Annotated in this window: 23 protein-coding genes; 19 read left to right on the forward strand and 4 right to left on the reverse strand. The window is 65.1% G+C overall.

Translation table 11 applies throughout. From position 1 onward, the window contains the following. Window positions 1–3: 3 nt before the first annotated feature. The 6 genes from XI09_RS00300 (at window position 4) to XI09_RS00325 (ending at window position 5,128) form a co-directional block, all read left to right on the forward strand. On the forward strand, window positions 4–489 hold the full coding sequence (locus XI09_RS00300) for a GNAT family N-acetyltransferase (protein ID WP_271565164.1): 486 nt from the start codon (window positions 4–6) through the stop codon (window positions 487–489). Further along, window positions 489–998, forward strand: coding sequence for a dihydrofolate reductase (locus tag XI09_RS00305; protein ID WP_271565165.1), 510 nt, complete (start codon window positions 489–491; stop codon window positions 996–998). The genes XI09_RS00300 and XI09_RS00305 overlap by 1 nt, the downstream gene beginning before the upstream one ends. 153 nt (window positions 999–1,151) lie before the next feature. Continuing rightward, a complete protein-coding gene (gene hflK, locus XI09_RS00310; RefSeq protein WP_271565166.1) occupies window positions 1,152–2,294 on the forward strand; it encodes an FtsH protease activity modulator HflK in 1,143 nt (380 codons plus the stop codon). Beyond that, a complete protein-coding gene (gene hflC / locus XI09_RS00315) occupies window positions 2,291–3,187 on the forward strand; it encodes a protease modulator HflC (RefSeq protein WP_271565167.1) in 897 nt (298 codons plus the stop codon). The genes hflK and hflC overlap by 4 nt, the downstream gene beginning before the upstream one ends. 70 nt (window positions 3,188–3,257) lie before the next feature. After that, the gene (locus XI09_RS00320) at window positions 3,258–3,464 is read left to right on the forward strand and encodes a DUF2065 domain-containing protein (protein ID WP_271565168.1); all 207 of its coding nucleotides are present in this window, start codon (window positions 3,258–3,260) and stop codon (window positions 3,462–3,464) included. Window positions 3,465–3,607: 143 nt separating this feature from the next. After that, window positions 3,608–5,128 carry a Do family serine endopeptidase gene (locus XI09_RS00325; RefSeq protein ID WP_271565169.1) on the forward strand — a complete coding sequence of 507 codons (1,521 nt, stop codon included), beginning with the start codon at window positions 3,608–3,610 and terminating at the stop codon, window positions 5,126–5,128. A 143-nt stretch (window positions 5,129–5,271) separates the two neighbouring features. Here XI09_RS00325 and serB read toward each other — a convergent pair whose 3' ends face one another. Next, window positions 5,272–6,177 carry a phosphoserine phosphatase SerB gene (gene serB, locus XI09_RS00330; RefSeq protein WP_271565170.1) on the reverse strand — a complete coding sequence of 302 codons (906 nt, stop codon included), beginning with the start codon at window positions 6,175–6,177 and terminating at the stop codon, window positions 5,272–5,274. Window positions 6,178–6,188: 11 nt separating this feature from the next. Here serB and miaA point away from each other — a divergent pair, with 11 nt between their 5' ends. The 11 genes from miaA (at window position 6,189) to XI09_RS00385 (ending at window position 20,380) form a co-directional block, all read left to right on the forward strand. Then, window positions 6,189–7,145: a tRNA (adenosine(37)-N6)-dimethylallyltransferase MiaA gene (miaA, locus tag XI09_RS00335; protein WP_271565171.1), complete on the forward strand. Its 957-nt coding sequence runs from the start codon at window positions 6,189–6,191 to the stop codon at window positions 7,143–7,145. Between the two features lie 328 nt (window positions 7,146–7,473). Next, on the forward strand, window positions 7,474–9,249 hold the full coding sequence (locus tag XI09_RS00340) for an acetolactate synthase 3 large subunit (protein ID WP_271565172.1): 1,776 nt from the start codon (window positions 7,474–7,476) through the stop codon (window positions 9,247–9,249). A gap of 4 nt (window positions 9,250–9,253) precedes the next feature. Then, window positions 9,254–10,207: a threonine dehydratase gene (locus XI09_RS00345; RefSeq protein WP_271565173.1), complete on the forward strand. Its 954-nt coding sequence runs from the start codon at window positions 9,254–9,256 to the stop codon at window positions 10,205–10,207. A 151-nt stretch (window positions 10,208–10,358) separates the two neighbouring features. Beyond that, window positions 10,359–10,901: an acetolactate synthase small subunit gene (ilvN, locus tag XI09_RS00350; RefSeq protein ID WP_011089241.1), complete on the forward strand. Its 543-nt coding sequence runs from the start codon at window positions 10,359–10,361 to the stop codon at window positions 10,899–10,901. A 3-nt stretch (window positions 10,902–10,904) separates the two neighbouring features. Continuing rightward, the gene (locus tag XI09_RS00355; protein WP_271565174.1) at window positions 10,905–11,600 is read left to right on the forward strand and encodes a class I SAM-dependent methyltransferase; all 696 of its coding nucleotides are present in this window, start codon (window positions 10,905–10,907) and stop codon (window positions 11,598–11,600) included. Window positions 11,601–11,649: 49 nt separating this feature from the next. Continuing rightward, window positions 11,650–12,525 carry an EamA family transporter gene (locus XI09_RS00360; RefSeq protein WP_271565175.1) on the forward strand — a complete coding sequence of 292 codons (876 nt, stop codon included), beginning with the start codon at window positions 11,650–11,652 and terminating at the stop codon, window positions 12,523–12,525. A gap of 7 nt (window positions 12,526–12,532) precedes the next feature. Further along, entirely contained in the window at window positions 12,533–13,135 is a 603-nt protein-coding gene (locus tag XI09_RS00365) for a LysE family translocator (protein WP_177234221.1), read from the forward strand. Window positions 13,136–13,267: 132 nt separating this feature from the next. After that, entirely contained in the window at window positions 13,268–14,287 is a 1,020-nt protein-coding gene (gene ilvC / locus XI09_RS00370) for a ketol-acid reductoisomerase (protein ID WP_027544763.1), read from the forward strand. A 436-nt stretch (window positions 14,288–14,723) separates the two neighbouring features. Then, window positions 14,724–18,107, forward strand: a complete 3,384-nt coding sequence (locus XI09_RS00375) for a PAS-domain containing protein (protein WP_271565176.1) — start codon at window positions 14,724–14,726, stop codon at window positions 18,105–18,107. Window positions 18,108–18,158: 51 nt separating this feature from the next. Beyond that, window positions 18,159–19,259 carry a DUF2336 domain-containing protein gene (locus XI09_RS00380; protein WP_271565177.1) on the forward strand — a complete coding sequence of 367 codons (1,101 nt, stop codon included), beginning with the start codon at window positions 18,159–18,161 and terminating at the stop codon, window positions 19,257–19,259. A 269-nt stretch (window positions 19,260–19,528) separates the two neighbouring features. After that, window positions 19,529–20,380 (forward strand): SDR family oxidoreductase, encoded by an 852-nt coding sequence (locus tag XI09_RS00385; protein WP_271565178.1) that lies wholly within the window; start codon window positions 19,529–19,531, stop codon window positions 20,378–20,380. A 9-nt stretch (window positions 20,381–20,389) separates the two neighbouring features. Here the strand turns inward: XI09_RS00385 and XI09_RS00390 are convergent, their stop codons facing one another. Further along, complete coding sequence (locus tag XI09_RS00390; RefSeq protein WP_271565179.1) at window positions 20,390–21,010, reverse strand: hypothetical protein; 621 nt, start codon at window positions 21,008–21,010, stop codon at window positions 20,390–20,392. A 106-nt stretch (window positions 21,011–21,116) separates the two neighbouring features. Here XI09_RS00390 and XI09_RS00395 point away from each other — a divergent pair, with 106 nt between their 5' ends. Together XI09_RS00395 and XI09_RS00400 are read left to right on the forward strand one after the other, a co-directional pair. Continuing rightward, window positions 21,117–21,770 (forward strand): TetR/AcrR family transcriptional regulator, encoded by a 654-nt coding sequence (locus tag XI09_RS00395; protein WP_271565180.1) that lies wholly within the window; start codon window positions 21,117–21,119, stop codon window positions 21,768–21,770. Window positions 21,771–21,967: 197 nt separating this feature from the next. Next, window positions 21,968–23,680: a sulfatase-like hydrolase/transferase gene (locus tag XI09_RS00400; RefSeq protein WP_271565325.1), complete on the forward strand. Its 1,713-nt coding sequence runs from the start codon at window positions 21,968–21,970 to the stop codon at window positions 23,678–23,680. A 191-nt stretch (window positions 23,681–23,871) separates the two neighbouring features. On the opposite strand, the gene XI09_RS00405 is transcribed toward XI09_RS00400, so the two are convergent. Next, on the reverse strand, window positions 23,872–25,431 hold the full coding sequence (locus XI09_RS00405; RefSeq protein WP_271565181.1) for a glycine betaine ABC transporter substrate-binding protein: 1,560 nt from the start codon (window positions 25,429–25,431) through the stop codon (window positions 23,872–23,874). Beyond that, a complete protein-coding gene (locus XI09_RS00410) occupies window positions 25,428–26,210 on the reverse strand; it encodes an ATP-binding cassette domain-containing protein (RefSeq protein WP_271565182.1) in 783 nt (260 codons plus the stop codon). Before XI09_RS00410 ends, XI09_RS00405 begins: the two co-directional genes overlap by 4 nt. Between the last annotated feature and the right edge of the window lie 111 nt (window positions 26,211–26,321).

Below are 26,321 nucleotides of genomic sequence, written 5' to 3' on the forward strand. Positions count from 1 at the left end.
CAGATGTCGCTCAACATCCGCCGCGTGCGTCCTGACGAAGCCGGGCTGGTTCTGTCCTTCATCCGCGAGCTCGCCGAATACGAAAAGCTCTCGCACGAGGTCGAGGCGACCGAGACGATGATCGCGGACGCTCTGTTCGGCGAGAGACCGCAGCTCTATTGCGCGGTCGCCGAGTGGAACGGCGAGGCGGTCGGCTTTGCGGTGTGGTTCGCCAACTTCTCCACCTTCAGCGGCCGTCACGGCATCTATCTCGAGGATCTGTATGTGCGGCCGTCGCATCGGGGCAAAGGCCTCGGCAAGGCGCTGCTGGTCTATCTCGCGAAGGAATGCGTCGAGAACGGCTGGTCGCGCCTGCAATGGGCGGTGCTCGACTGGAACGCGCCGTCGATCGCGTTCTACAAGTCGCTTGGCGCCGTCATGATGGACGACTGGACGCTGTGCCGCGTCACCGGTCCTGCGCTGACGCGACTTGCGGGGAGCAAGACCTGATGGAGATCGTCTTCGTCGTGGCGACCGCCGAGAATGGCGTCATCGGCGCGGGTAACGCGATTCCGTGGCGGCTGAAATCCGACATGGCGCGCTTCAAGGCGCTGACGATCGGCAAGCCCGTGATCATGGGCCGCAGGACCTTCGAATCCCTGCGCCGGCCGCTTCCGGGCCGCACCAACATCGTGATCACGCGCGATGCGGCCTATCGCGCCGCCGGTGCCGTCGTCACGACATCGGCCGCGGATGCGGAGGCGATTGCGCGCGGCGATGCCCTGCGGCGTTCGGTCACCGAGATCGCGGTGATCGGCGGCGCCGAGATCTATCGGCAATGGCTGGATCGTGCCGATCGCCTCGAAATCACCGAAGTGCATGCGCGCCCCGAAGGCGACACGCATTTCGGCATCGACACGGCAGAATGGGAGGAGACGGCGCGCATCCGTCATCCTGCCGGACCGGACGACAGCGCCGATTTCTCCTATGTGACATATCGTCGGCGGCCGCGCCATTAACCGCATTCGCCAATGTTAACATTGACTTTTCTGCCCCCGGGCTTAGCTCCAAGGACAGCCCGGGCTGCGTTGTAAGGGACCTGCCTGTCCCCTATAAAGCCGGACCGGACAAAGCTGGCGGGGGCAATTTTACCCTGCCGAGGAGAGCGTCGAATGCCGTGGAAGAATCAGGGCGGTGGCCCATGGGGCTCGGGTCCAAAGGGACCGTGGGGCTCGGGCCCGCAACCGGTCGGGCCGAGGCCGCCGGATCTGGAAGACCTTCTGCGGCGCGGCCAGGACCGCCTCCAGCAGATCATGCCGGGTGGCTATTTCTCCGGCGTCGGCATCACGCTGATCATCCTGATCATCATCGCGTTCTGGCTGCTGTCGGGCTTCTTCCGCGTGCAGTCCGAAGAACGCGGCGTCGTGCTGCGCTTCGGCAAGCATGTCCGCACCGTGGATCCAGGCCTGAATTATCATCTGCCCTATCCGATCGAGACAGTGCTGCTGCCCAAGGCGCTGCGCGTCTCGACCATCTCCATCGGTATGACGCTGATCGACGATCCGGCGCGGCGCGGCCGCTCCATTCGCGACGTGCCGGAAGAGAGCCTGATGCTCACCGGTGACGAGAACATCGTCGACGTCGACTTCACCGTGCTGTGGCGCATCAAGCCCGACACCGCTGGCGTCGGCGACTTCCTCTTCAACATCCAGAACCCCGAAGGCACCGTGAAGGCGGTCGCCGAGAGCGCGATGCGCGAGGTGATCGGCCGCTCGCAGATCCAGCCGATCCTCACCGGTGCGCGCAACGTCACCGAACAGGGCGTGCAGGAACTGATCCAGAAGACTCTGGACAGCTACGGCGCCGGCATTCAGATCAGCCAGGTGCAGATGCAGAAGGTCGATCCGCCGGCGCAGGTGATCGACGCCTTCCGCGATGTGCAGGCGGCGCGCGCCAATCTCGAGCAGCTGCAGAACGAAGCGCAGACCTACGCCAACCAGGTGGTGCCGCAGGCGCGCGGACGTGCGGCGCAGATCATGCAGGCCGCCGAAGGCTACAAGGAGCAGGCGGTTGCCGAGGCCAAGGGCCAGAGCTCGCGCTTCCTGAAGGTTTACGAGGAATACAAGAAGGCGCCCGACGTGACGCGTGAACGGATCTACCTGGAGACGATGGAGCGCGTGCTCGGCGGCGCGGACAAGCTCGTCTATGACGGCGGCCCCTCGGGCCAGGGCGTCGTGCCCTATCTGCCGCTGGGTGAATTGACGACGAAGCGGCCTCCCGCCGCCGGTCAGCAATCGGGCGGAGGCAGCCGATGAGGTCTCCGGTCACAGGTATCGTCACCCTCCTCGGGTTCCTGCTCGTCGTGATCGTCGGCTACATGTCGATGTTCACGGTGCAGCAGACCGAGCAGACCATCGTGCTTCAGTTCGGCAAGCCCGTCGACGTCGTCACCGATCCCGGCCTGCACTTCAAGGCGCCGTGGAATTCGGTGATCAACATCGACAAGCGGATCCTCGATCTGGAGAACCCGTCGCAGGAAGCGATCGCGTCCGACCAGAAGCGGCTCGTGGTCGACGCCTTCGCGCGCTACCGCATCAAGGATGCGCTGCGCTTCTATCAGAGCGTCGGTTCGATCCAGGCCGCCAACATCCAGCTCACCACGCTCCTGAACGCGGCGCTGCGCCGCGTGCTCGGCGAGGTCACCTTCATCAACGTGGTGCGCGACGACCGCGAGAAGCTGATGCTGCGTATCCGCGACCAGCTCGATCGCGAGGCCGACGGTTACGGTATCCAGGTCGTCGACGTCCGGATCCGGCGCGCCGACCTGCCGGAGCAGAACAGCCAGGCGGTCTACCAGCGCATGAAGACGGAACGCGAGCGGGAAGCCGCCGAGTTCCGGGCGCAGGGCGGCCAGAAGGCACAGGAGATCCGCTCCAAGGCCGACCGCGAGGCGACCGTGATCGAGGCGGAAGCCAGGTCGCTGGCCGAGCAGACCCGCGGCGTCGGCGACGCCGAGCGCAACCGCCTGTTCGCGGAAGCCTACGGCAAGGATGCCGACTTCTTCGCCTTCTACCGGTCGATGACGGCCTACGAGAACGGGTTGCGCGCGAACGACACCCGCTTCCTGCTGCGGCCGGACTCGGATTTCTTCCGGTTCTTTGGTAACCCGTCCGGCAAGGCGGCGACCGCGACGCCGGCAAAGCCGTAAGCCGGGCAAGGGCGGCAGCTCTGGCCGCCCTTCGTCCAGAAGAACAAGCACAACGGGAGGTTCCAATCCGATGAGGTCCATTGCGTTCGCCGACTTCCTCATCGGCTTGGGCATCCTGTTCGTGCTGGAAGGCTTGATGTTCGCGGCAAGTCCGAACTGGATGCGCAAGGCCATGAAGAGCGCCATGGCCACGCCGGACAACGTCCTGCGGGTGGTCGGGATCGGTTCGGCCGTGGCCGGCCTGGTCCTGATCTGGGTGATGCGGCGTCCGATTTAGACCTCGCGCCAACGCCAAAGTGAAGGCGAGGGACCGGTTTTCGCCGTATTATGCGGGTCTTGAGGCCCGTGAAGCTCCGCGCTTGCGCCGTGCCCCCGTTCGAGCGCAGTCTTGACGCCGAATCCCTTTCTCTGGAGATCACAATGACCGCTGCCATCATTGCCCCGTCCCGCTTGCGCCATCGTGCGCGACTTGGCGTGAGAATTGGGCTGGCCGCGCTCGCCGTCAGTGCTTTCGGCGCGTTCGGCACGCCGGCGCATGCGCGCGGGCCGGAGGGCATCGCCGACGTCGCCGAGAAGGTGATCGACGCGGTCGTCAATATCTCGACCTCGCAGACCGTCGAAGCCAAGGGCGGCGGCAGCAACACCATGCCGCAATTGCCACCCGGCTCGCCCTTCGAGGAATTCTTCGACGACTTCTTCAAGAACCGCCGCGGCCCCGGTGGCCCCGGCGGCAAGGGCGGCGACAACGGCCCGCCACGCAAGACCAACTCGCTCGGCTCCGGCTTCATCATCGACACGTCAGGCGTCGTCGTCACCAACAATCACGTCATTGCGGACGCCGACGAGATCAACGTCATCCTCAACGACGGTACCAAGATCAAGGCCGAGCTGGTCGGCGTCGACAAGAAGACCGACCTGGCCGTACTGAAGTTCAAGCCGACGAAGCCGCTGGTTGCGGTCAAGTTCGGCGACTCCGACAAGCTGCGCCTCGGCGACTGGGTGGTCGCGATCGGTAACCCCTTCAGCTTGGGGGGCACGGTGACGGCCGGTATCGTCTCGGCCAAGAACCGCGACATCTCCTCGGGTCCCTATGACAGCTACATCCAGACCGACGCGGCCATCAACCGCGGCAATTCCGGCGGTCCGCTGTTCAATCTCGATGGCGACGTCATCGGCGTCAACACGCTGATCATCTCGCCCTCCGGCGGCTCGATCGGCATCGGCTTTGCCGTGCCGTCGAAGACGGTCGTGGGCGTCGTCGACCAGCTCCGCCAGTTCGGCGAACTGCGCCGCGGCTGGCTGGGGGTGCGCATCCAGAGCGTCACCGACGAGATCGCCGAGAGCCTCAACATCAAGCCGCCGCGCGGCGCGCTGGTTGCAGGCGTCGACGACAAGGGCCCGGCCAAGCCCGCCGGCATCGAGCCCGGCGACGTCGTCGTCAAGTTCGACGGCAAGGACGTCAAGGATCCGAAGGATCTCTCCCGCGTCGTCGCCGACACGGCGGTGGGCAAGGAGGTCGACGTCATCATCATCCGCAAGGGCCAGGAGGAGACCAAGAAGGTCACGCTCGGACGCCTCCAGGATCCCGAGAAGGTGCAGGCCGCGGTGAAGACCGACGAGCCCGCGCCCGAGAAGCTGGTGACGCAGAAGGCGCTCGGCCTAGATCTCGCCACGCTGAACAAGGACCTGCGCACGCGCTACAAGATCAAGGACAGCGTCAAGGGCGTGGTCGTCACCAATGTCGACGCCAATTCCGATGCTGCCGAGAAGCGCCTGTCCGCCGGCGACGTCATCGTCGAGGTGGCGCAGGAGGCCGTCTCCAGCGGCGCCGACATCCAGAAGCGGGTCGACCAGCTCAAGAAGGACGGCAAGAAGTCGGTGCTGCTGCTGGTCTCCAACGCCGACGGCGAGCTGCGGTTCGTGGCGCTGAGCGTGCAGTAAGGGGCGGTCGCTCTCGACCGCGCACTCAACTGTCATGCCCCGCGAAAGCGGGGCATCCAGTACGCCGCGGCTTCTCCGTATACGTCGCTGTCTCTGGAATACTGGATCACCCGCCTTCGCGGGTGATGACGGCGGAGGGGAGGCTAAGCCTCCACAAACTCCTCGCGCCGATACCCCTGTGCATACAGCAGCGCGGTGAGATCGCCATGATCGATCCGCGCCGCCGCGGCAGCCGCCACGGCCGGCTTGGCGTGATAGGCCACGCCCAGTCCCGCCGCCTGGATCATGGCGAGATCATTGGCGCCGTCGCCGACCACGACCGAGTCGATGTCGTCGAGATCGAACGACTCCATCAGATCCACCAGCGTCGCGAGCTTGGCCGCGCGGCCCAAGATCGGCTCCTTCACCTCGCCGGTGAATTTGCCGTCGCGCACGATCAGTTCGTTGGCGCGGTTCTCCTGGAAGCCGATCCGGGCGGCGACCGCGCTCGTGAACAGCGTGAAGCCGCCGGAGACGAGGCAGGTATAGGCGCCGTGCGCCCGCATGGTCGCGACCAGTGCGCGGCCGCCCGGGGTCAGCGTGATGCGCTTGGCCAGCACCTCGTCGACGACACTGGCGGGAAGCTCCTTCAAGAGCGCGACGCGCTCGCGCAGCGCCGGCTCGAACTCGATCTCGCCGCGCATCGCGCGCTCGGTGATGGCGGCGACATGGGCCTTCATCCCGACGAGATCGGCGAGCTCGTCGATGCATTCCTGGCCGATCATGGTGGAATCCATGTCGGCGAGAAAAAGCTTCTTGCGCCGGGCGCCGGCAGGCTGCACGACGATGTCGATCGGCAGGTCGCCGCGAAGCTCGCGCAACCGCTGTTCGATGGCGTGGCGGTCGCCTTCGAGGTTACCGTCGGCGCCGAAGGGAATGTCGACCGCAACCCCGTCGAACAGCCAGTGCGCAGGCGCCGCCTGAGGCAGCACGGCGCGGGCGCCGTCGACGATGGTGCTGTCGAGCGCGGGACTATCGGGATTGCAGATCAGCGTGGCGACGAGGGACATTTGAGGTTTTCGTGAGCGAGAGGCAAGTCAGCAGAAGCCATGTTGGCAAGGCCGTGCTTATCGCAGGCCCGACCGCCAGCGGCAAGTCGGCGCTGGCGCTCGAGCTGGCGCTCGCCACCGGCGGCGTCGTCATCAATGCCGATTCCATGCAGGTCTACCGCGATCTCCGCATCATCACGGCACGGCCGACAGGGGCAGATGAGGCGCTCGTGCCGCATCGTCTCTACGGCCACGTCGATGCCGCCGTGAATTTCTCGGCCGGCGCCTGGGTGAACGATGCGGCGAAGGCGCTCGAAACGGCGACGGCCGAAGGTCGCCTGCCGATCTTCATCGGCGGCACCGGACTTTATTTCAAGGCGCTGACCGCGGGCCTCTCCGTGGTGCCGCCGATTCCTGCCGAGGTGCGCGAAGACGTGCGCGCGCGGCTGGAGCGGAACGGCGTCGAGGCGCTGCATGCGGAACTCGCGGCCCGCGATCCGCGTGCGGCCGAGCGATTGAACCTGCGCGACCGCACCCGCATCGCGCGCGCGCTCGAAGTGGTCGAGGCGACCGGGCGCTCGCTGCTCGACTGGCACCAGGAGGGGCAGCCGCCGCTGTTGCCGCAGGACAGTTTTCGCGCGCTGTTTCTCGCCCCCGAGCGCGACGAGCTCTATGCCCGCATCGATGCCCGCTTCGACGCCATGCTCGGCGCCGGCGCCTTGAGGGAGGTCGAGCGCCTCGCCGCCAGAAAGCTCGATCCGCTGCTGCCGGCGATGAAGGCCCATGGCGTGCCGGCCCTGATCCGGCATTTGCGCGGTGAGCTCAGCCTGGACGAGGCGGCCACGATCGGCCGCGCCGATACCCGCCATTACGCCAAGCGCCAGTTCACCTGGTTCCGGCACCAATTGCCGGAGTTCGAATGGGTGAAGCCGGAGGAGGCGAGGGGCTGGCTGGCGGCGACCGTGAACGCGGCGCAGTACCCCGACTGACGTGCTTTTGTGCCGGGTTCCCGAATTTACCTCTCGCGGAACCCCGGGAACACCGCTACACTGCCAAAATCGCGCGGGAACGGCCGCATTGCCTTGACATCCAGGCTTTGGCCGCTATGTTTCGCGCAACCTTTGGGAAGCCGGGCGCCTGCCATGCGTAACATTATTACCAAACTCCTTATCGCCGTCGTACCCAGGCACACCGCCGGGGATGGCTAGCTGCCATCCACATGACAGGCGGTGTGCATGGGCCCTCTTCGGGGCCTTTTTTATTTCCTGAACCCGACACGAACGAAGCCGCTGGCAACAGCGCATCCGGAGCAAGCCAATGACCGACAAGAGCCACGATCCGAACCAGATGACCGGCGCCGCGATGATCGTCCGCGCGCTCATCGATCACGGCGTGACCGACATTTTCGGCTATCCCGGCGGCGCGGTGCTTCCGATCTATGACGAGATCTTCCAGCAGAGCGAGGTCCAGCACATCCTGGTCCGGCACGAGCAGGGCGCGGGCCACGCCGCCGAGGGCTATGCGCGCTCGACCGGCAAGCCGGGCGTTGCGCTGGTGACCTCCGGTCCCGGCGCCACCAACATGGTGACGCCGCTGACCGACGCGCTGATGGATTCGATCCCGCTGGTCTGTATCTCCGGCCAGGTGCCGACGCATCTGATCGGCAACGACGCGTTCCAGGAATGCGACACGGTCGGCATCACGCGTCCCTGCACCAAGCACAACTGGCTAGTGCGCGACGTCAATGATCTCGCAAAGGTCCTGCACGAGGCGTTCTACGTTGCGACCACGGGCCGTCCGGGCCCGGTGCTGGTCGACGTGCCCAAGGACGTGCAGTTCGCGACCGGCACCTATCATCCGCCGCGCAAGTCCGACGTGCACCGCTCCTACGCGCCGCGCGTGAAGGGCGACGCGACGCAGATCCGCAAGGCCGTCTCGCTGCTCGCGAACGCCAAGCGTCCCGTGATCTACAGCGGCGGCGGCGTGATCAATTCCGGTCCTGAAGCCACCAAGCTGCTGCGCGAGCTGGTCGAGGTCACCGGCTTTCCGATCACCTCCACGCTGATGGGCCTCGGCGCGTACCCGGCGTCGGGCAAGAACTGGCTCGGCATGCTCGGCATGCACGGCACCTATGAGGCCAACATGACGATGCACGATTGCGACGTCATGCTGTGCGTCGGCGCGCGCTTCGACGACCGCATCACCGGCCGTGTCGATGCGTTCTCGCCGGGCTCGAAGAAGATCCACATCGACATCGATCCGTCCTCGATCAACAAGAACATCCGTGTCGACGTGCCGATCATCGGCGATTGCGGCAACATCCTCGGCGACATCCTCCAGGTGTTCAAGGCGGAGTCGAAGAAGCCCGACATCAAGGCGTGGTGGCAGCAGATCGCGCAGTGGCGCGCCCGCAACTCGCTCTATTACAGGAAGAGCAACGACGTCATCCTGCCGCAGCACGCGATCCAGAGCCTGTTCGAGGCGACGCGCGGCAAGGATACCTACATCACGACCGAGGTCGGCCAGCACCAGATGTGGGCGGCGCAGTTCTACGGCTTCGAGGAGCCGCATCGCTGGATGACATCAGGCGGGCTCGGCACCATGGGCTACGGCCTGCCTGCCGCGGTCGGCGTGCAGGTGGCGCACCCGGACAGCCTCGTCATCGACATCGCAGGCGATGCCTCGGTGCAGATGACGATCCAGGAGATGTCGACGGCGGTCCAGTACGAATTGCCGATCAAGATCTTCATCCTCAACAACCAGTACATGGGCATGGTGCGGCAGTGGCAGCAGCTGCTGCATGGCAACCGCCTGTCGCATTCCTACTCGGAGGCGCTGCCGGATTTCGTCAAGCTCGCGGAAGCCTATGGCGGCGTCGGCATCCAGGTGCACAAGCCTTCCGATCTCGACGGCGCCATCCAGGAGATGATCTCGGTCAAGCGTCCGGTGCTGTTCGACTGCCGCGTCGCGGCGCTCGAAAACTGCTTCCCGATGATCCCCTCCGGCAAGGCGCACAACGAGATGCTGTTGCCGGAGCAGGCGAACGACGAGGCGACGGCCAAGGCGTTCGCGGGCGGCAAGGCGCTGGTGTGACGTCATGTTCGACCTGACGGAACTCGAGCGCGCACACGACATCGTGCGGCAGGCGGTGCCTGCCACGCCGGCGCATGCCTGGCCGCTGCTCGCTGAACGCCTCGGCACCGGGGTTGTCGTCAAGCACGAAAACCACACGCCGATCGGGGCCTTCAAGGTGCGCGGCGGCCTCGTCTATCTCGACAGGCTCAAGCGTGAGCGGCCGAAGACGCCGGGCATCATCTCAGCGACGCGCGGCAATCACGGCCAGAGCCTGGCATTTGCCGCGAGCCGCCACGGCGTGCCGGCGGTGATTTACGTGCCCCGCGGCAACTCGGTCGAGAAGAACCGCGCGATGAAGGCCTTCGGCGCCGAGCTGGTCGAGCATGGCGAGGACTTTCAGGCGGCCGCGGAAGAGGCTCAACGGCGCGCCCAATTTACCGGCCTGCACATGGTGCCGTCGTTCCATCCGGATCTCGTGCTCGGCGTCGCCACCTATGCGCTCGAACTGTTCCGGACGGCGCCAGATCTGGATGTTCTCTACGTGCCGATCGGGCAGGGCTCTGGAATCTCCGGCTGCATCATGGCACGCGACCTCCTGGGCCTGAAGACCGAGATCGTCGGCGTGCAGTCGACCGAAGCGCCGTCCTATGCGCTGTCGTTCGCGGCCGGCAAGATCGTGACCACCGAGACCAGCAACACGCTTGCCGACGGCATGGCGACGCGCATTCCCGACGCGGATGCGCTGGCCCTGATCCGCAAGGGCGCCTCCCGCATCGTGCAGGTGACCGACGACGAGGTCGCCGCGGCGATCCGCGCCTACTGGACCGACACGCACAATCTCGCCGAAGGCGCCGGTGCCGCCCCGCTCGCTGCGGCGCTTCAGGAAAAGACAAGACTGTCAGGCAAACGCGTCGGTCTCGTGCTGTCCGGCGGCAATATCGATTTCGATCTGTTCAAGCGATGGGTGGTCGCATGATTGCGCGAGCGCTCGCCAATTGCACCACCGTCATCGTCCGGCTTGACCGGACGGTCCAGTACGCCGCGGCAGATGTGAGACTCACTATGCCGGTGGTTACTGGATGCCCCGCCTTCGCGGGGCATGACAAGAAAGAATAGAGGGGACGACAATGAATCAGCCCGCATCCGCCTACTTCATCGAGGATCGCCACGATCCCAACGAGACGCATACGCTTTCGGTGCTCGTGCAGAACGAGCCCGGCGTGCTCGCGCGCGTCATCGGACTGTTCTCCGGGCGCGGCTACAATATCGAGAGCCTCACGGTCTCGGAGACCGAGGCGCAGAAGCATCTGTCACGCATCACCATCGTCACCACCGGAACGCCGATGGTGATCGAGCAGATCAAGCACCAGCTCGACCGCATGATCCCGGTCTACCGCGTCGTCGACATGACCCAGACCAAGCGTTCGATCGAGCGCGAGCTTGCGATGGTGAAGGTGCGCGGGCAGGGCGAGCACCGGGTCGAGGCGCTCAGGCTGGCGGATGCGTTCCGCGCCCGCGTGATCGACGCCACCACCGAGAGCTTTGTGTTCGAGATCACAGGCAATACGGACAAGATCAATCAATATATCGATCTGATGCGCCCGCTCGGCCTTGTCGAGGTGTCGCGCACGGGCGTTGCCGCGATCGGCCGCGGGCCTGAAGGGATGTGAACCATGCTGGCGCGCGACTGGTACTATAACGAGCGGAACCGGATGGGCATTGAGCCCGCGGTGGCGTCGATCTACGACAGCCACGACGATGCCGATCTGCGGGCGCGCGCCGCCCTGAAAATGCTCGGTGTCCAGCGCGGCTGGCGCATCGCCGACATCGGCTGCGGCAACGGCGTGCTCGCCACCGAAGCGGCGCTGATGGGGGCCGAGGTCGACGCCATCGACATCTCGCCGGCGATGCTGGCGCTCGCCGAGATCTATGCGCGCGACCGCAAGGCGCCCGTGCGCACGCAATCGGCCGGCCTGCTCAGCTTCGCCTACCGGCCGGAATCCTACGATCTGATCGTCAGCGAGTTCACGCTGCATCATCTGCCGGATTTCTGGAAAGTGGTGGCGATGTCGCGGATCTTTCGCGCGCTGAGGCCGGGGGCGAGCTTCTATCTGCGCGACATCGTCTATGCCTCGATGCCCGACGCGGTCGAGCGCGACGTCGAGCAGTGGGCCGACTTCCAGATCAAGAACCACGATTTCTCCCGCGAGGGCGTGGTGACGCACATGCGCGATGAATATTCCACCTTCGGCTGGGTGATGGAGCGGATGCTGACCGACGTCGGCTTCACGCTGGTCTCGGCCGACTATCACGCACCGATGCACGGCACTTATCTGCTGCGGAAACCGAAAGCCGGCGAGCAAGGCTAGACCAGAACAAGAAACAGGGCTGCACGACAGGGCAGAACCGGGAACAACAATGAAGCCGGCCGACATCCTCATCGCCCTCCTGGTGGCGATCATCTGGGGGCTTGCCTTCGTGGCGAGCCGGATCGCGCTCGACGAGTTTTCGCCGGAGTTGATGACGGCGATGCGCTTCACCATTGCCGCGGTGCCGTGCCTGTTCATCGGCAAGCCCAAGATCGCCTGGTCGCTGCTGATCGCGATCAGCTTCACGCTGTTTCTCGGCCAGTTCCTGAGCCAGGCCTATGGCATCGCCCATGGCGTGCCGGTGGGCTTGACCTCCGTCGTCGTGCAGAGCCAGGCGCTGTTCACGATCGGCTTTGCCGCGATCGCCTTCGGCGAGCGGCCGACGCCGATGCAGACCCTCGGCATCGTGATCGCCGCAGCGGGCCTGCTGATGATCTGCGGCACCGTCGGCTATGATTTCAGCGTCGGTGCCTTCGCGGTGCTGATGATCGCGCCGGTCAGCTTCGCCATCGGCAACATTCTGCTGCGTGGCGCGCGCGGCGTGCCGATGTTCGACCTATTCGCCTGGCTTTGCCTTGCCACTGCGGTTCCCTTGTTCGCACTCTCGCTCGTCGTCAACGGGCCGGTGCCGACCTTCCAGTCCCTGATCCACATGTCGCTGACCGGTCTCGTCTGCCTGCTGATGATCGGCGCCATCTCCACCAGCATCGCCTATTGGCTATGGGGCCGGCTGCTGCGTGACTATCCCGCAGCCCAAGTGGTGCCGTTCGCGCTGCTGGTGCCGTTCGTCGGCTCGGCCGCCTCCAGCATCGTGTTCGGCGAACGCTTCGGACCCCTAAGGCTCGCCGGCATGCTGACTGTGATCGGCGGTATCGCGGTGATGGTGCTGGCGAAGCGCCCGCAAGTCCTGCCGAAGATCGCGTGAGGTGAATATGGCTTACTCGCTCTTCTATGCCTTCCTCGCCTTCATGGTGGTGATGTACTTCACCCCCGGGCCGAACAACATCATGCTGCTGGCGTCGGGCCTGACCTATGGCTTCCGCCGCACCATCCCCCACATCGCCGGCATCGTCATCGGCTTTGCCTTCATGGTCGCCGCGGTGGGCCTCGGGCTAGGGACCGTGTTCCTGGCCTATCCGATCCTCCAGACCATCCTGAAATATGCCGGTGCGGTCTACCTGATCTATCTTGCTGCCGTGATCGCCATGTCCGGCCCGACCACGCCGGACGGCGAGAGCGGCCGCGGCCCGATGACCTTCTGGGGCGCGGCCATGTTCCAGTGGATCAACGCCAAGGGCTGGGTGATCGTGATCGGCACCATCACCGCCTATGCGGCGATTGCCCAGTTTCCCGTCAACATCGCGATCCAGACCCTGATCAGCCTGCTCGTCGGCACGGCCTCGACCGTGGTCTGGGCCCTGTTCGGCACTGCGCTGCGGCCGGTCCTGACCTCCGAGCGGCTGGTCCGGGCCTTCAACATCGTGATGGCAATCCTGCTGCTCGCCTCCCTCTACCCCGTTTTCATGGATGCATGATGTCGCGGATTTCCATGCAGAAACGGGTTTCCCTAGGGGCTGAAAATGCTCTAGACAGCCCCCGAAATCCGCAAATTTCACCCTTCGGACACTGAGCTTTGGCCGATTCTGGCCCTGAATGAGGAAACGACTATGCGTGTTTATTACGATCGCGACGCCGACCTGAACCTGATCAAGGGCAAGAAGGTTGTCATCGTTGGCTATGGCAGCCAGGGCCACGCCCACGCGCTGAACCTGAAGGATTCCGGCGTCAAGGAAGTCGCCATTGCGCTGCGCAAGGGCTCGGCCTCGGCCAAGAAGGCGGAAGCCGCCGGCTTCAAGGTGATGGAAGTCGCCGAAGCCGCCAAATGGGCCGACCTCGTCATGATGCTGACCCCGGACGAGCTCCAGGGCGACATCTACCGCGAGCACCTGCACGACAACATGAAGAAGGGCGCCGCCCTCGTCTTCGCGCACGGCCTCAACGTCCACTTCAACCTGCTCGACCCGCGCGCCGACCTCGACGTGCTGATGATCGCGCCGAAGGGCCCCGGCCACACCGTGCGCTCGGAGTATCAGCGCGGCGGCGGCGTGCCCTGCCTGATCGCGATCGCCAAGGACGTCTCGGGCAACGCCCATGACCTCGGCCTGTCCTACGCCTCCGCCATCGGCGGCGGCCGCGCCGGTATCATCGAGACCACCTTCAAGGAAGAGTGCGAGACCGACCTGTTCGGCGAGCAGGTCGTGCTCTGTGGCGGCCTGGTCGAGCTGATCAAGGGCGGCTACGAGACGCTGGTCGAAGCCGGCTACGCCCCGGAGATGGCCTATTTCGAGTGTCTGCACGAAGTGAAGCTGATCGTCGACCTGATCTATGAAGGCGGCATCGCCAACATGAACTACTCGATCTCCAACACCGCCGAGTATGGCGAATACGTCACCGGTCCGCGCATCGTCACCGCTGAGACCAAGGCCGAGATGAAGCGCGTTCTCGCCGACATCCAGGGCGGCAAGTTCGCCCGCGACTGGATGCTCGAGAACAAGGTCAACCAGACCTCGTTCAAGGCGACCCGCGCCAAGCTCGCCCAGCACCCGATCGAGGAAGTCGGCGCGAAACTCCGCGACATGATGCCCTGGATCAAGAAGGGCGCGCTGGTCGACAAGAGCAAGAACTAAGGTCTCGTCCGCCTTTTTGATTCATCGAGATCGCGCGCGCGATCTCGATGATCAAGAAGGATGCTCTCGTCGACGAGAGCGGGAACTGAGATCACAGATCGCGGGGTGGGCAGGGCGTCTTGCGCCTTGCCCACCCACGCTGCATGCGCATCTTTGCATGCCCCTACGCCACTGGCCCAGAACCGTGCCGCATCGCACTCACGGTGCCCCTATGGTCGTATTGCCGTGGCCCCAGCGCATCATCGACCGCCACACCGATCCGGTATGGCCTGCGCTGTAGATGGTTAACGCCGCTTTACCATCGGCCTGCAAGATTACGGCTGCCCGGCCGGACCGAGCCCTCATGGGTTCCCGTGCGACTACGGGCTACCAAATGAACGAAGTCTTAGCGTTAGGTGGACGACTGTGGGGCCGTCGAATGTGACGCGGATCTGCAATGCTCAGAGCTTGGCGAAGGCTAGCCCGGTCGCCAGGATCGTCGCTGACGGTCCTGGGCGTCCTGCTTTCGCTGGCAATCGTCGTCCTGTTTCTCACCGATCTGGCAGTCCGTTATCGGGACGCGATCGCGACGGCAAAGACCGATGCCCAGAGCTTTGCAAAAATTCTTGCCGATCATGCCGCGTTGACGTTCGAGGATGTCGATCGCGTTCTGCGTGAAGCCGCAACCATCCGCAGAGACAGCCTGTCGGGAAAATACGCCGATCCAGGTGCAGCCAATGCCGCGCTTCGCCAATTGCAAGCGAGCTCATCCGTCATCATCAGCGTTGGGTGGACCGGTGCGTCGGGGGAAGTCGTCGCTTATTCCACCGACCGCGCGCCGAATCGCGGCACGATGTCCGCCGCGCCGCAATTCGTCGCCCAGCGCGACAGCACCGAAGATCGGCTGCGCATCGCGCCACCGTTTCGTTCGGTGGCAGGCGACAAATGGCTTACCGCGGCATCACGGCGATTGAGCAACACCGACGGCAGTTTCGCCGGCATTATCGGCGCATCGCTCGACCAATCGTATTTTCTCAAGATCTATCGCTCGATCGATCTCGGTCATGGCGGATCCGTGGTGTTGATGCACCGTGAGGGACGGATCATGGCGCGGCGTCCCGAGGACCCGGCTATCTTGGGGAGGTCCTTCGCGAATGGCCTGCTCTTTACCAAATATCTGCCGGAGTCGGAGGGAGGCTCTTACCAGCTGGTGAGCCCCGTTGACGGCGTAGCTCGCGTTGCCGGCTACCAGGCCGTATCCGGATTGCCACTGATCCTGATCGTGACCTACGCCTGCAGCGACGTGCTGCAGCCGTGGTATCGGCATCTCTACACCTTCGGCCCGCTGGCTGCTGCGATCATTGTCTTCATCCTGGTCGGCACATGGCTGTTGCGGCGGCAGACCAATGAGTTCGCAGCGACAAGTGCGCGTTTCGACGCCGCATTGAGCAACATGCCGCATGGGCTGAGCATGTTCGATGCGGACGAGAGGCTCCTGGTCGCCAATAGCCGCTACCGCGAGATGTACGAATTGTCGGAAGCGCAGCTGAAGCGGGGCACGCCACTCGGCGACATTGTTCGCGACTACAAGGTGGCCGGAGGCGATCTCGATCTTGATGAGTTTCTTGAGGGAGCAAAGCAGCGCGTCCCGCGCATTCTCACGCTTGCCGACGGCCGGATCATCTCGATCCTGCGCACGCCCATGGCCGACGGTGGCTGGGTCGCGACCCATCAGGACATCACCGAGAAGCGGCGAGACGAGATCCTGCTGGCGGAAAATGCCGCCGAGCTGAAGCTCATCAATACGCGGTTCGATGTGGCAATCAGCAACATGAATCAGGGACTGTGCCTGTTTGACGCCGACAAGAACCTGGTCGTCTCCAACAGCCGCTACCAGCAGATGTACGATCTGCCGGACGAACTGGTGCGGCCAGGCACGCCGCTGCAACGGATATTGCAACACTATGCGGATCGCGGCGAAACGAGCTCCCTGACGGTCGACCAGCATGTCCAGCTCATGCCGACCCAGCGGCAGCAGGAATACGCATTGAAAGACCACCGCCAGATTCTGATCCAGCGCAAGCCGCTGCCGGACGGCGGCTGGGTCGCGACGCACGAAGACGTCACTGAGCAAAAACGCGGCGAGCAGATGCTGGCCCAGAAGGCAGCGGAGCTGGAGGCGATCAACACGCGCTTCGATGCTGCCCTCAACAACATGTCCCAGGGGCTCTGCATGTTCGATGCGGACCAGAGAGTCGTGGTCTCGAACGCGCGCTATGCCGAAATTTATCATCTGAGCGGCGATCAGATAGGGCCAGGTACTTCGCTGGCGCAGATTCTCGAATATCGCCGCGAAAAAGGGACGCATTTTGTCGACGTCGCGCCGGACGTCTATCTCAGACAGAATGTGAAGCAGCTGAGCGAGACCCGGGAACTCGCCGACGGCAGGGTGGTCGCGATTGCGCGCCACATGATGCAGGATGGCGGCTGGCTGACGACCCACGAGGATATTACCGATCGAGCGAGAAACGAGAAGCGTATCGCCTATCTGGCGCAACACGATCTGCTCACGGGTCTTGCGAACCGCGCCGTATTCTCCGAAAAGCTCGGCGATGCCGCCAAGCGGTCGCAGCGTCATGGCACGACGTTCACCGTGCTGATGCTGGATCTCGACAGGTTCAAGGCCGTCAACGATACGCTCGGCCACGCCGCGGGCGACCAGTTGCTGGTTGAGGTGGCGCGGCGGCTGAGTTCATCGTTGCGGGATACCGATGTGCTGGCGCGGCTCGGCGGTGACGAATTCGCGATCATCCAGGAGAACGAAGAAAATCAGAGCGAGGGCGCGATTGCTCTCGCTCTGAGGATCATCGGCCTGATCGAGCAACCCTTCGATCTTGACGGCCATCGCGTCAGTGTCGGCACCAGCGTCGGTATTGCCTTCGCGCCGGAGCACGGCACCGACGCCGAGACGTTGCTGCAGAAGGCGGATGTCGCGCTCTACGTGACGAAATCTGCGGGCCGAAACGATTTCCGCATCTTCCAGCCCGAAATGACCCAAGCTGCCGACACACAGAAGTCGATGGAAGGCGAACTGCGGGAAGCGATGGCCCGCAACGAGTTCGAGCTGTACTACCAGCCGGTGATCGACGCCAGAACGCGCACGATGACGGGCCTGGAATGTTTCGTGCGCTGGCATCACCCGTCGAAGGGCGTGCTGGCGCCTTTGCAGTTCCTTGGTGTCGCCGAGCAGGCCGGACTGATGGTGCCGCTCGGTGAATGGATATTGCGACAGGCCTGCCTGGACGCGGCTGCCTGGCCAGCGCACATCAGGGTCGCCGTCAACATGAGCGCCGCCCAGTTCCACGGGAGCAACGTGCTCGACGTCGTCCTGTGCGCGCTGGTCGAGTCGGGATTGGCGCCCAAGCGCCTCGAACTCGAAATACCGGACGCTGCGCTCCTGGATGGGAATCTTGCGGCCCACCTGCTGACGGTCCGGCAACTGAAGAACCTCGGCGTCGGCGTCGTCCTCGACAATTGCGGTGTAGGCTATTCCGCGGCGAGCTACCTCCAGAGCTTCCCTTTCGACAAGTTCAAGATCGACCGCGCGATCGTGAAGGACTGCACGACGCGAAGGGATTGCGCCGCGGTCGTCGCCTCCGCCGTCGCATTGGCGCGCGGTCTCGATGTCGCCACGGTCGCCAAGGGGGTCGAGACCCCTGCGCAATTCGAGGCCCTTCAAGCGGCGGGAGTGGACTTCGTCCAGGGATATCTGTTCGGGCGACCCGTGCCGAACTCTGAAGTCAGTTTCGATTTGCCGTTGCCGGCACAAAACGTCGCGTGATCTCATGACCTCCGTCGGAACGCAGGCAACTCAACCCCCAGGTCACGAGAGATGAATTTGGAGAACGGCCTGATCGATCAACTCGAGATCGCGCTGACGAGCCCGGAGCTGTCGAAGCGCGCCGAACTCCTGCATCAGGTCGCCGATCTCTTCGTGCTCGGCTCGGGCAAGTTCACCGACGAGCAGATCGACCTGTTCGATGAGGTGATGAGCACGCTCCTCAAGAGTATCGAATGCGCCGCCCGGGCGGCCTTCGGGAGCCGGCTTTCCAGTTTGCCTGACGCGCCGCGCCGGACGATCCGCTTGCTGGCGTTTGACGACGCGCCAGAGGTGGCGGCGCCGGTCCTGGAGCACTCGCCACAGCTCGACGAGGCGAGCTTGACGGAGAATGCGCGCACCAAGAGCCAGGATCACCTGCTGGCCATCGCCGGCCGCAGCCGGTTGACGGAACCCGTCACCGACGTCCTGGTCGAGCGCGGCAACAGCGACGTTGCGGTGCGGACAGCCGGTAACGGTGGGGCCAGGTTCTCGGTCCAGGGAATGTCCAGGCTCACCAGCCGGGCCCGGGACAACGGCGCGCTCGCCATGTGCATCTGGGCTCGCCCCGATGTCCCGCGCGCGAGCTTGCTGAAATTGTTCGTCCATGCTTCCGAGATGGTGAGGCGCAAGCTGGAGGCGGCCGATCCGCGCCAGGCGGCGCTGATCCGGAGTGCCATTGCGGAGAGCTCCGATGAGCTTCAGGCGATGGCGCGGGCAGGCTCGAGCGAGCATGCGCGGGCGTTGGCCGAGGTGAGCTCCCTGCATTCGGGTGGGCAACTCGACGAGGCACGTGTGCTCGGCTTCGTCGGCGAGCGAAGCTTCGACAAGACCGCCGTCGCGCTGTCGCTCATGAGCGATCTGCCGATCGGAGCGATCGAGCGCGCGCTGGTCCGCTCCGAGCCCGAGCAGATTCTCATTCTCGCGAAGGCCATCGGTCTGTCCTGGGACACGACGAAGGCGATCTTGACGTTTCAGCCCGGTTCGGCCCACGAGGCGAAGGAACGATTGGACCAGTGCTTTGCGAGCTTCCTCCGGTTGAAGCCAAGTACCGCGAAGGCTGCGCTCCAATTCTACCGGCTCCGCGAGCGGGCCGGCCAGGGGCCTGCCCACTAGCGAAGGCGAACCTAAACCACATTCCTGGTCTCGCGCCGTTTTTCAGAACTTTTTCAGAACTTCGCGATCGCCAAAAGCCCAGCGCCTTCAGAGTCAGGGATTCGGCTCTTCACCCGCCTTTTCAAGGTGCAAACAATCTCATCTCCCGACGTTCGCGCGCTGCTTCATCCTAAGAACCGACACCTGCCGCGCCTGCTTGAGAGTTGGGCGCCATTGCGCACCGGCGCCTTCCTCCTGCATGATCGCGGGAACTCTCGGGGGGAAAGACCATGCGATCTGTCGTCGTCACCGGCACGTCCACGGGCATCGGCTGGGCCATTGCGAAATTCCTGGTCGGGCGCGGCTATCGCGTCTTCGGCAGCGTTCGCAAGCAGGCCGATGCCGACCGGCTCACGGGTGAGTTCGGCGCGAACTTCACGCCGCTTTTGTTCGACGTCACCGACGAGGCAGCGGTCCTCGCTGCTGCGCGAAAAGTCCGCGAGGCACTGGGCGGCGAGACGCTGGCCGGCCTCGTCAACAATGCCGGTGTCGCCGTGGCCGGTCCCGTCCTTGAATTGTCGGCCGACGATTTCCGCCGCCAGATGGACATTAACGTCATCGGCCCTGTGATCGCGACACAGGCTTTCGGGCCGCTGCTCGGCGCAGACCCGTCGCTGAAGGGGCCGAAGGGACGGATCGTGATGATCAGCTCGGTGGCCGGCAAGAACGGCAACCCGCTGTCGGCGCCTTACTGCACCTCCAAGCACGCCATCGAGGGACTGTCGGAAAGCCTGCGCCGCGAACTGATGCTGTTCGGCATCGACGTCATCATCGTCGCCCCCGGCGCGGTGAAGACGCCGATCTGGAGCAAGGCCGAAGAGATCGATCTCTCCGTCTACAAGAACTCGCCCTATCTGCCGGCGCTGAACAAGGTCATGGCGTTCATGATGGCGCTCGGCGCGAACGGCCTGCCCGCCGAGCGCATCGCCGAAATCGTGTTCGAGGCGCTGACCGCGGCAAGCCCCAAGGTCCGCTACCAGATCACGCCCAACCCGATGCGGCATCTGATGGGGGCCGTGCTGCCGAAGCGGACGCTCGATCGGATCATCGCCAAGCAACTCGGGCTGTTGCCGCAGGGGTGACGCCCCGCTTCAGCGCGCCGCGACGGTCCGTCCGCGCGGATGGGCGGCCATCGCGATCAGTCGCAGCGCCATCACGGCGAGCAGGGGGACGAGGAACGCGGCATAAAGCGGCATCGCCGGCACGCGCTTGCCGAACGACACCATGAACTGGAACCAGAGGTAATAGCCGCCTGTGAGGTGCAGCACGCGCCAGGCGCGCGGCCCGATCAGCGCGGCGGTGAGGTCGAACGAGGTCGCGCTCATCGCGATGATGAAGGCATAGCCGATGCTGCCGAAGATGTAGGAGGCGGCCGAGGTCGCCTCCGCAAAGCCGGCCGGATCCATGTTGGCGAACGCGACGATCGCAACCGCGTGGATCGCGTGGGAGGCCGCGAAGCTCAAGCCCAGATAGCGGCGGTTGCGACGCTGCCAGCGCGTCCAGGCATTGGGCCACAGCCGGGCGAGAGCCGCGGCGCTGAAGGCGAGGCAGAACAGCGTGAGCGAGCTGCGCGCCGTGAAGCGGATCACCATCCGCACGCCCTCGGCTTCGAATTGCCGCATCGAGGCGATCCACAGGCTGAGGACGACCAGGCTGAGGGTGAGGGCGGCCAGCAGCCGCCAGCCTTCGAGCCAGCTTTGACGTTGTGACATGGTGGTCTCCTGTATTATGTAATCATTGATTACATTTGGGCTGAGCATGTCCGTCAATGGTGTAATCGCTGCTTACATTCACGTTCGGGTGATGCTAGAAGGCCCGATGCCCGCCCGTCAGACCTCCAAGCCGCGCGCCCGCCGCCAAACGCCCCAAACCCGGCCGTACCACCACGGCGACCTTCGCCGCGTGCTGATCGATGCTGCGCTGCAACTGGCGGCTGAAGGGGCCGAGGTCTCCGTGCGCGAGGCCGCGCGCCGGGCGGCGGTATCGCCGGGGGCACCGTTCCGGCACTTCCCCAACCGCGATGCCCTGATGGCGGCGGTGGCCGAGGAGGCGCAGCGGCGCTTTCGCGCAGAGATCGAGGGGGCGCTGGGCGAGGCTTCTGTCGCCGATCCGCTCGGCCGCTTCCGCGCCTTCGGCCTCGCCTATCTGCGCTGGGCGAGGCGCAATCCCGCGCATTTCGAGATCATCTCGACGGGGCGCTATTTCGCCCATGGCAGCTCCGCGGAGCTGACGCGCGACAATGCCGAGCTGATCGCCCTGACGGAGCGAATACTGGCCGAGGCGGCGGAGCAGGGCCTGCTGCGGCCGGCCGACCTCAAGCGCATCCAGATCGCCGGCCGCGCCCTGGTCTACGGCTTTGCCCGGATGAATCTCGATGGCCACTTTCCGCGCTGGGGCGTGGAGGAGGGTGAGATCGAGCGGATGGCGGAAGGGGTCATCGACCTGTTCATCGCGGGGATCGCCAAGCCCTAGGGTTGCTTGCCGTGCGGCACTTTCGCCCGCCGCCAAGATTAAGAAGGTTGGATCGCGGCGCGCGTTGCCTGTCCTTGACTGTTCCGTTACAGTTTTATGACACGGTGCAGGCTTCCGGCTGCGCCGGATGCCCTAGCCGCCTTCGGGCCGGCCAGACGGCTAGGATCATCGCGCCGGACCAGCAGTTGCGTGTGTCGATGGCGTCCGCGCCCAATCCAGGTCCTTCCGCCACGACCGCCGTGCTGGCGAGCGTCGCCGCGCTCGGCATCTGGCGGCTGCTCGCGGTCGCCGCGCCGCATCTCGCGGCGCTCGCGCTGATGTACGAGACCGAGACCGATTTCGGCTCGCGCCTCTCCTTCGCGCTCGCCTGGGGCATCCTCAATTTCTTCTGGATCACGCTGCTGCGCCGGCCGGCGCTCTCAGGCGCGCTGTCGCTGACCATGGTCGTCGTGCTGGTGCTGCTGTCGCGGCTGAAGCACGACGTCGTGCAGATGACGGTGAACTTCATCGACCTGATGATGATCGACCGCGACACCGTCGCGTTCCTGTTCACGATCTTCCCGAATTTGCGCTGGTCGGTGATCCTGGCCGGCCTCGTCACGCTGCCGCTGATGTACGCGCTGTGGTGGCTCGATCCGTTCCGCATCCGCCGCCTGCCGGCGCTCGCCTGCAAGCTCGCCTGTCTTGCCGCGCTGGTCGGCTATTCGCTCTATCATCCGGATGAGGCGTGGCGCGGCTATTACGACGACGGCTATCTATCGAAGTTCTTCCGCTCCGGCGTCAGCGCGGTGTCCGACTTCGCGCAGTACGGCTTCATGGAATCGGCCGCCTCGACCAACGAGCGGCTCAACATGCCGCTGGTGGACGCCTGCCATCCCACGGGCCGCCGGCCGAACATCATCATGATCCATGATGAATCGAGCTTCGACATCCGCGCCGCCCAGGGCATCAAGGTGCCACAGGGCTATGGCAACCACTTCAAGTCGTGGGACGGCAAGCAGCGCACGTTTATGGCCGAGAGCAATGGCGGGCCGAGCTGGTTCACCGAATACAACGTGCTCGCCGGCCTCTCCTCGCGCTCGTTCGGCCGCTTCGCGTATTTCGTGACGCGCATCGCAACGGGCCGCGTCGAGCGCGGCCTGCCGCTGGCGCTGCGCCGCTGCGGCTACGACACCCTGTCGCTCTATCCCGCCTATGGCGGCTTCATGGGCGCGCGCAGCTTCCAGATGACGACCGGCGTCGAACGCTTCCTCGATTCCAAGGACCTCGGCGCCAAGGACGTCGAGCCGGACTCGTTCTTCTACGACAAGGCGCTCCGGCTGATGGGCGAGCGGACGCCGAACAAGCCGCTGTTCACCTTCATCTATCTCGGCGCCAATCATTTCCCCTGGGAGACGCGCTTCCGTCCCGATTTGCTGCCGAACTGGCGTGCGCCGGGCAATGTGGCTTCCATCGACGAATATCTGCGCCGGCAGGCGATGAGCGCCGAGCAGTACAAGGCTTTCGTCGCCGGCCTCAAGAAGACCTTTCCCGGCGAGCCCTTCCTGATCGTGCGCTATGGCGATCACCAGCCCGAGTTTGCGCCGAACCTCCTCGAGCCCGGGCTCGACGAGGGCGCTCTCGGCAAGAAGCTCGACGCCTACGATCCGCGTCTCTACGCGACCTACTACGCGATCGACGCCGTCAATTTCGAGCCGGTGAAGAGCGAGGCCGTGATGGACACGATCGACGGCGCTTATCTGCCGCTGGTGATCCAGGAAGCCGCCGGCATCCCGCTCGACCCGTCCTTCGCCGAGCAGAAAGACATCATGCTCCGCTGCAAGGGCATCTTCTACGGCTGCAAGGACGGTGCCGAAGCGCGGCGGCTGAACCGGCTGCTGATCAATGCGGGGATGATCCGGGGGCTGTAGGCTTCTGACGCGTTGTGCGAGGACGGTGCTTTAGAGCGCCGATGCCTCCCCAGTGTCGTCCTGGCGAAGGCCAGGGGACCCATACCGCGTGATCCATCAATTCAAGCGCGGGGCCAGTACCGCCCACATATCGCCTCCTGTGGTAATGGGTCCCGGCCTTCGCCGGGACGACACCGAGTAAATGGCGGGACCTACCGCCCGCCCACCTTCCCCCACAGCCACTTCGCCACCACATCCGGCGACGAGGTCGCGTCGTTGCCGGCGGCGCGCAAATTCGCTTCCCGCATCGTGGCGATGTCGATCTTGCCGAGCAGCGGGTTCAGCGCCGTCTTGAGCCGCTCGTCGCCGGCGCGCTTGGGTGCGAGCAGCAAAATCGCATCGTAGGGCGGGATCGCGTGCCTGGGATCGTCGAGCACAACGAGGTCGTATTTCGCGATCAGCCCGTCGCTGGTGTAGCCGGCGATGACGTCGACCTCGCCGCTGGCGACAGCTGCATACATGAAGTCCGGCTGCATCTGGCGCTGGGCGCGGAATTGAAGGCCGTAGGCCTTTTGTAGCGCCGCCCATTCGGGCCGCGAGAAGAACTCGTAGTCGCCGGCAATCGACAGCGTCGATGCGTGCGCGGCGAGATCGGCGATGGTGCGGATGCCAAGCGCCTCGGCGCGCTTTTTCGGGATCACCAGCGCATAGGCATTCTCGAAGCCGAGCTCGCCGAGCAGGGTGATGTTCTCCTTCGCGAGTGCTGTCTTCAGCTCCGCGATCAGCTCGGCGCGCGGCTTGATGTCGGTGCGATGCAGCTGGTTGGCCCAGAGCGTGCCGGAATAGTCGATGTAGAGATCGATGTCGCCGGCCTTCAGCGCCCCGAAGATCACGCTCGAGCCGAGGCCCGAGCGCGCCGTGGCCGACAGGCCGGCCGTCTGGAGGCGATCCCTGAGCAGCGCCGACAGCACATACTGCTCGGCGAAGGTCTTGGCGCCGACGACGTAGCCCTGCGACGGGCGGCCCATCGTCGGCACCAGCGTTGCGGCGACCAGTGCCGCGATCCCGACTGCTCCGAGCCCGGTGCGCAGGCGGCTGCGGCGGCGCAGGCCGCCCTCGATCAGGCCGAGCAGCTGATCGACGGCGAGCGCCAGCAGGGCGGAGGCAAGGCAGCCGAACAGCACGAACACCCAGTTCTGGGTCTGGAGCCCGGCAAAGATGTAGTTGCCGAGGCTGGTCTGCCCGATCGGAGTCGAGAGCGTCGCGGTGCCGATCACCCACACTGCGGCGGTGCGGATGCCCGCCATCATCACCGGCAGCGCCAGCGGCAGCTCGACCAGGACCAGCGACTGCCGCGCGGTCATGCCGACGCCCTCAGCAGCTTCGATCAGCGCCGGGTCGATGCCGTTCAGCCCGGTGATGCCGTTGCGCAGCACCGGCAGCATCGAATACAGCGCCAGCGCCAGCATCGCCGGCAGGAAGCCGAACGCCGAGAAGGAGATTCCGAACCAGGCGAGCGTCAGGGACGCCGCCGCCAGCAACAACGGATAGAACAGCGCGAGCAGCGCCAGTCCGGGCACGGTCTGCACGATGCTGGCGAGCGCGAGCAGGATGCCGCGCGGCGCCGGGCGGTTGCGTGTCAGGATCGCCAGCGGCAGGCTGACGGCGAGGCCGAGCGCCAGCGCGGCCAGGCTCACCCGCACATGGTTGCCGAGATAGTCGGGAAGATGCGACAGCGCGTCGCTCCAGCGCGGATCGGTGAAGAGGCTCATGCCGCACCGCCCTGTGACAGCAGCGCGTTCAGCCGTTCGACCTGGCGCCGCGGTGTGCGCAGCAGCTCCAGCACATAGGCGTCGGTGCTGTTCGAGAGCTCCGCGGGCGTGCCCTGCGCGAGCAGCTTGCCGCCCTGCATCACCGCGATGCGGTCGGCGAGCAAAATCGCTTCCGTCATGTCATGCGTGATCATGACCGTGGTCAGGCCGAGCTTGCGATGCAGCGAACGATAGTCGTCGCCGAGCGCATCGCGGGTGAGGGGATCGAGCGCGCCGAACGGCTCGTCCATCAGCACGGTGCGGGGTTTTGCCGCGAGCGCCCGCGCCACGCCGACGCGCTGGCGCTGGCCGCCGGAGAGCGCCTCGGGCAACCGGTCGCGATGCGCGGCGCGGTCGAGCTGCACGAGCTCCAGCAGCTCGTCGACGCGTGCCGCGATTGCCGCTCCCGGCTCGCCCAGCAGCTTTGGCGTGATCCCGATATTGTCGGCGACGCTCAAGTGCGGGAACAGCCCGCCGCTCTGGAAGACGTAGCCGATCCGGCGCCGCAGCGCGACCGGATCGACGTTTTGTACGTCCTGGCCCTCGACCGTGATGGTGCCGCCATCCGCCTCGATCAGCCGGTTGGCGAGCCGCAGCAGCGTGGTCTTGCCCGAGCCCGAGCCGCCGACGATGGCCACAAACTCGCCTTCGGCGATGTCGAGCGACACATCGTCCACGGCCCTGAGGGAGCCGAAGTTCTTGGTGACCTTTTGGTAGCTGATCGCCGGCTTGCTAGCCATTGGACGCGGCTCACTCTTCCTTACCCTCTCCCGGAGGGGGAGGGTCGCTCGCGCAAGGCGCGGGCGGGGTGGGGTGATCTCTCAACACGGGCAGTGAGGGACGTGGAGAGA

Origin of the sequence: Bradyrhizobium sp. CCBAU 11386 (assembly GCF_028128955.1) — a bacterium.
GTDB lineage: Bacteria > Pseudomonadota > Alphaproteobacteria > Rhizobiales > Xanthobacteraceae > Bradyrhizobium.

Excerpts from the sequence above, each read along its gene's own strand:
- XI09_RS00405 (WP_271565181.1), bottom strand. The coding sequence starts at position 25,431 with ATGAGCCTCTTCACCGATCCGCGCTGGAGCGACGCGCTGTCGCATCTT.
- XI09_RS00400 (WP_271565325.1), top strand. The coding sequence starts at position 21,968 with ATGGCGTCCGCGCCCAATCCAGGTCCTTCCGCCACGACCGCCGTGCTG.
- XI09_RS00375 (WP_271565176.1), top strand. The coding sequence starts at position 14,724 with ATGCTCAGAGCTTGGCGAAGGCTAGCCCGGTCGCCAGGATCGTCGCTG.
- XI09_RS00320 (WP_271565168.1), top strand. The coding sequence starts at position 3,258 with ATGAGGTCCATTGCGTTCGCCGACTTCCTCATCGGCTTGGGCATCCTG.
- XI09_RS00380 (WP_271565177.1), top strand. The coding sequence starts at position 18,159 with ATGAATTTGGAGAACGGCCTGATCGATCAACTCGAGATCGCGCTGACG.
- XI09_RS00360 (WP_271565175.1), top strand. The coding sequence starts at position 11,650 with ATGAAGCCGGCCGACATCCTCATCGCCCTCCTGGTGGCGATCATCTGG.
- ilvC (WP_027544763.1), top strand. The coding sequence starts at position 13,268 with ATGCGTGTTTATTACGATCGCGACGCCGACCTGAACCTGATCAAGGGC.
- XI09_RS00325 (WP_271565169.1), top strand. The coding sequence starts at position 3,608 with ATGACCGCTGCCATCATTGCCCCGTCCCGCTTGCGCCATCGTGCGCGA.
- hflK (WP_271565166.1), top strand. The coding sequence starts at position 1,152 with ATGCCGTGGAAGAATCAGGGCGGTGGCCCATGGGGCTCGGGTCCAAAG.
- hflC (WP_271565167.1), top strand. The coding sequence starts at position 2,291 with ATGAGGTCTCCGGTCACAGGTATCGTCACCCTCCTCGGGTTCCTGCTC.
- XI09_RS00305 (WP_271565165.1), top strand. The coding sequence starts at position 489 with ATGGAGATCGTCTTCGTCGTGGCGACCGCCGAGAATGGCGTCATCGGC.
- XI09_RS00340 (WP_271565172.1), top strand. The coding sequence starts at position 7,474 with ATGACCGACAAGAGCCACGATCCGAACCAGATGACCGGCGCCGCGATG.
- XI09_RS00385 (WP_271565178.1), top strand. The coding sequence starts at position 19,529 with ATGCGATCTGTCGTCGTCACCGGCACGTCCACGGGCATCGGCTGGGCC.
- XI09_RS00355 (WP_271565174.1), top strand. The coding sequence starts at position 10,905 with ATGCTGGCGCGCGACTGGTACTATAACGAGCGGAACCGGATGGGCATT.
- serB (WP_271565170.1), bottom strand. The coding sequence starts at position 6,177 with ATGTCCCTCGTCGCCACGCTGATCTGCAATCCCGATAGTCCCGCGCTC.
- XI09_RS00345 (WP_271565173.1), top strand. The coding sequence starts at position 9,254 with ATGTTCGACCTGACGGAACTCGAGCGCGCACACGACATCGTGCGGCAG.
- ilvN (WP_011089241.1), top strand. The coding sequence starts at position 10,359 with ATGAATCAGCCCGCATCCGCCTACTTCATCGAGGATCGCCACGATCCC.
- XI09_RS00395 (WP_271565180.1), top strand. The coding sequence starts at position 21,117 with ATGCCCGCCCGTCAGACCTCCAAGCCGCGCGCCCGCCGCCAAACGCCC.
- XI09_RS00300 (WP_271565164.1), top strand. The coding sequence starts at position 4 with ATGTCGCTCAACATCCGCCGCGTGCGTCCTGACGAAGCCGGGCTGGTT.
- XI09_RS00390 (WP_271565179.1), bottom strand. The coding sequence starts at position 21,010 with ATGTCACAACGTCAAAGCTGGCTCGAAGGCTGGCGGCTGCTGGCCGCC.
- XI09_RS00365 (WP_177234221.1), top strand. The coding sequence starts at position 12,533 with ATGGCTTACTCGCTCTTCTATGCCTTCCTCGCCTTCATGGTGGTGATG.
- XI09_RS00410 (WP_271565182.1), bottom strand. The coding sequence starts at position 26,210 with ATGGCTAGCAAGCCGGCGATCAGCTACCAAAAGGTCACCAAGAACTTC.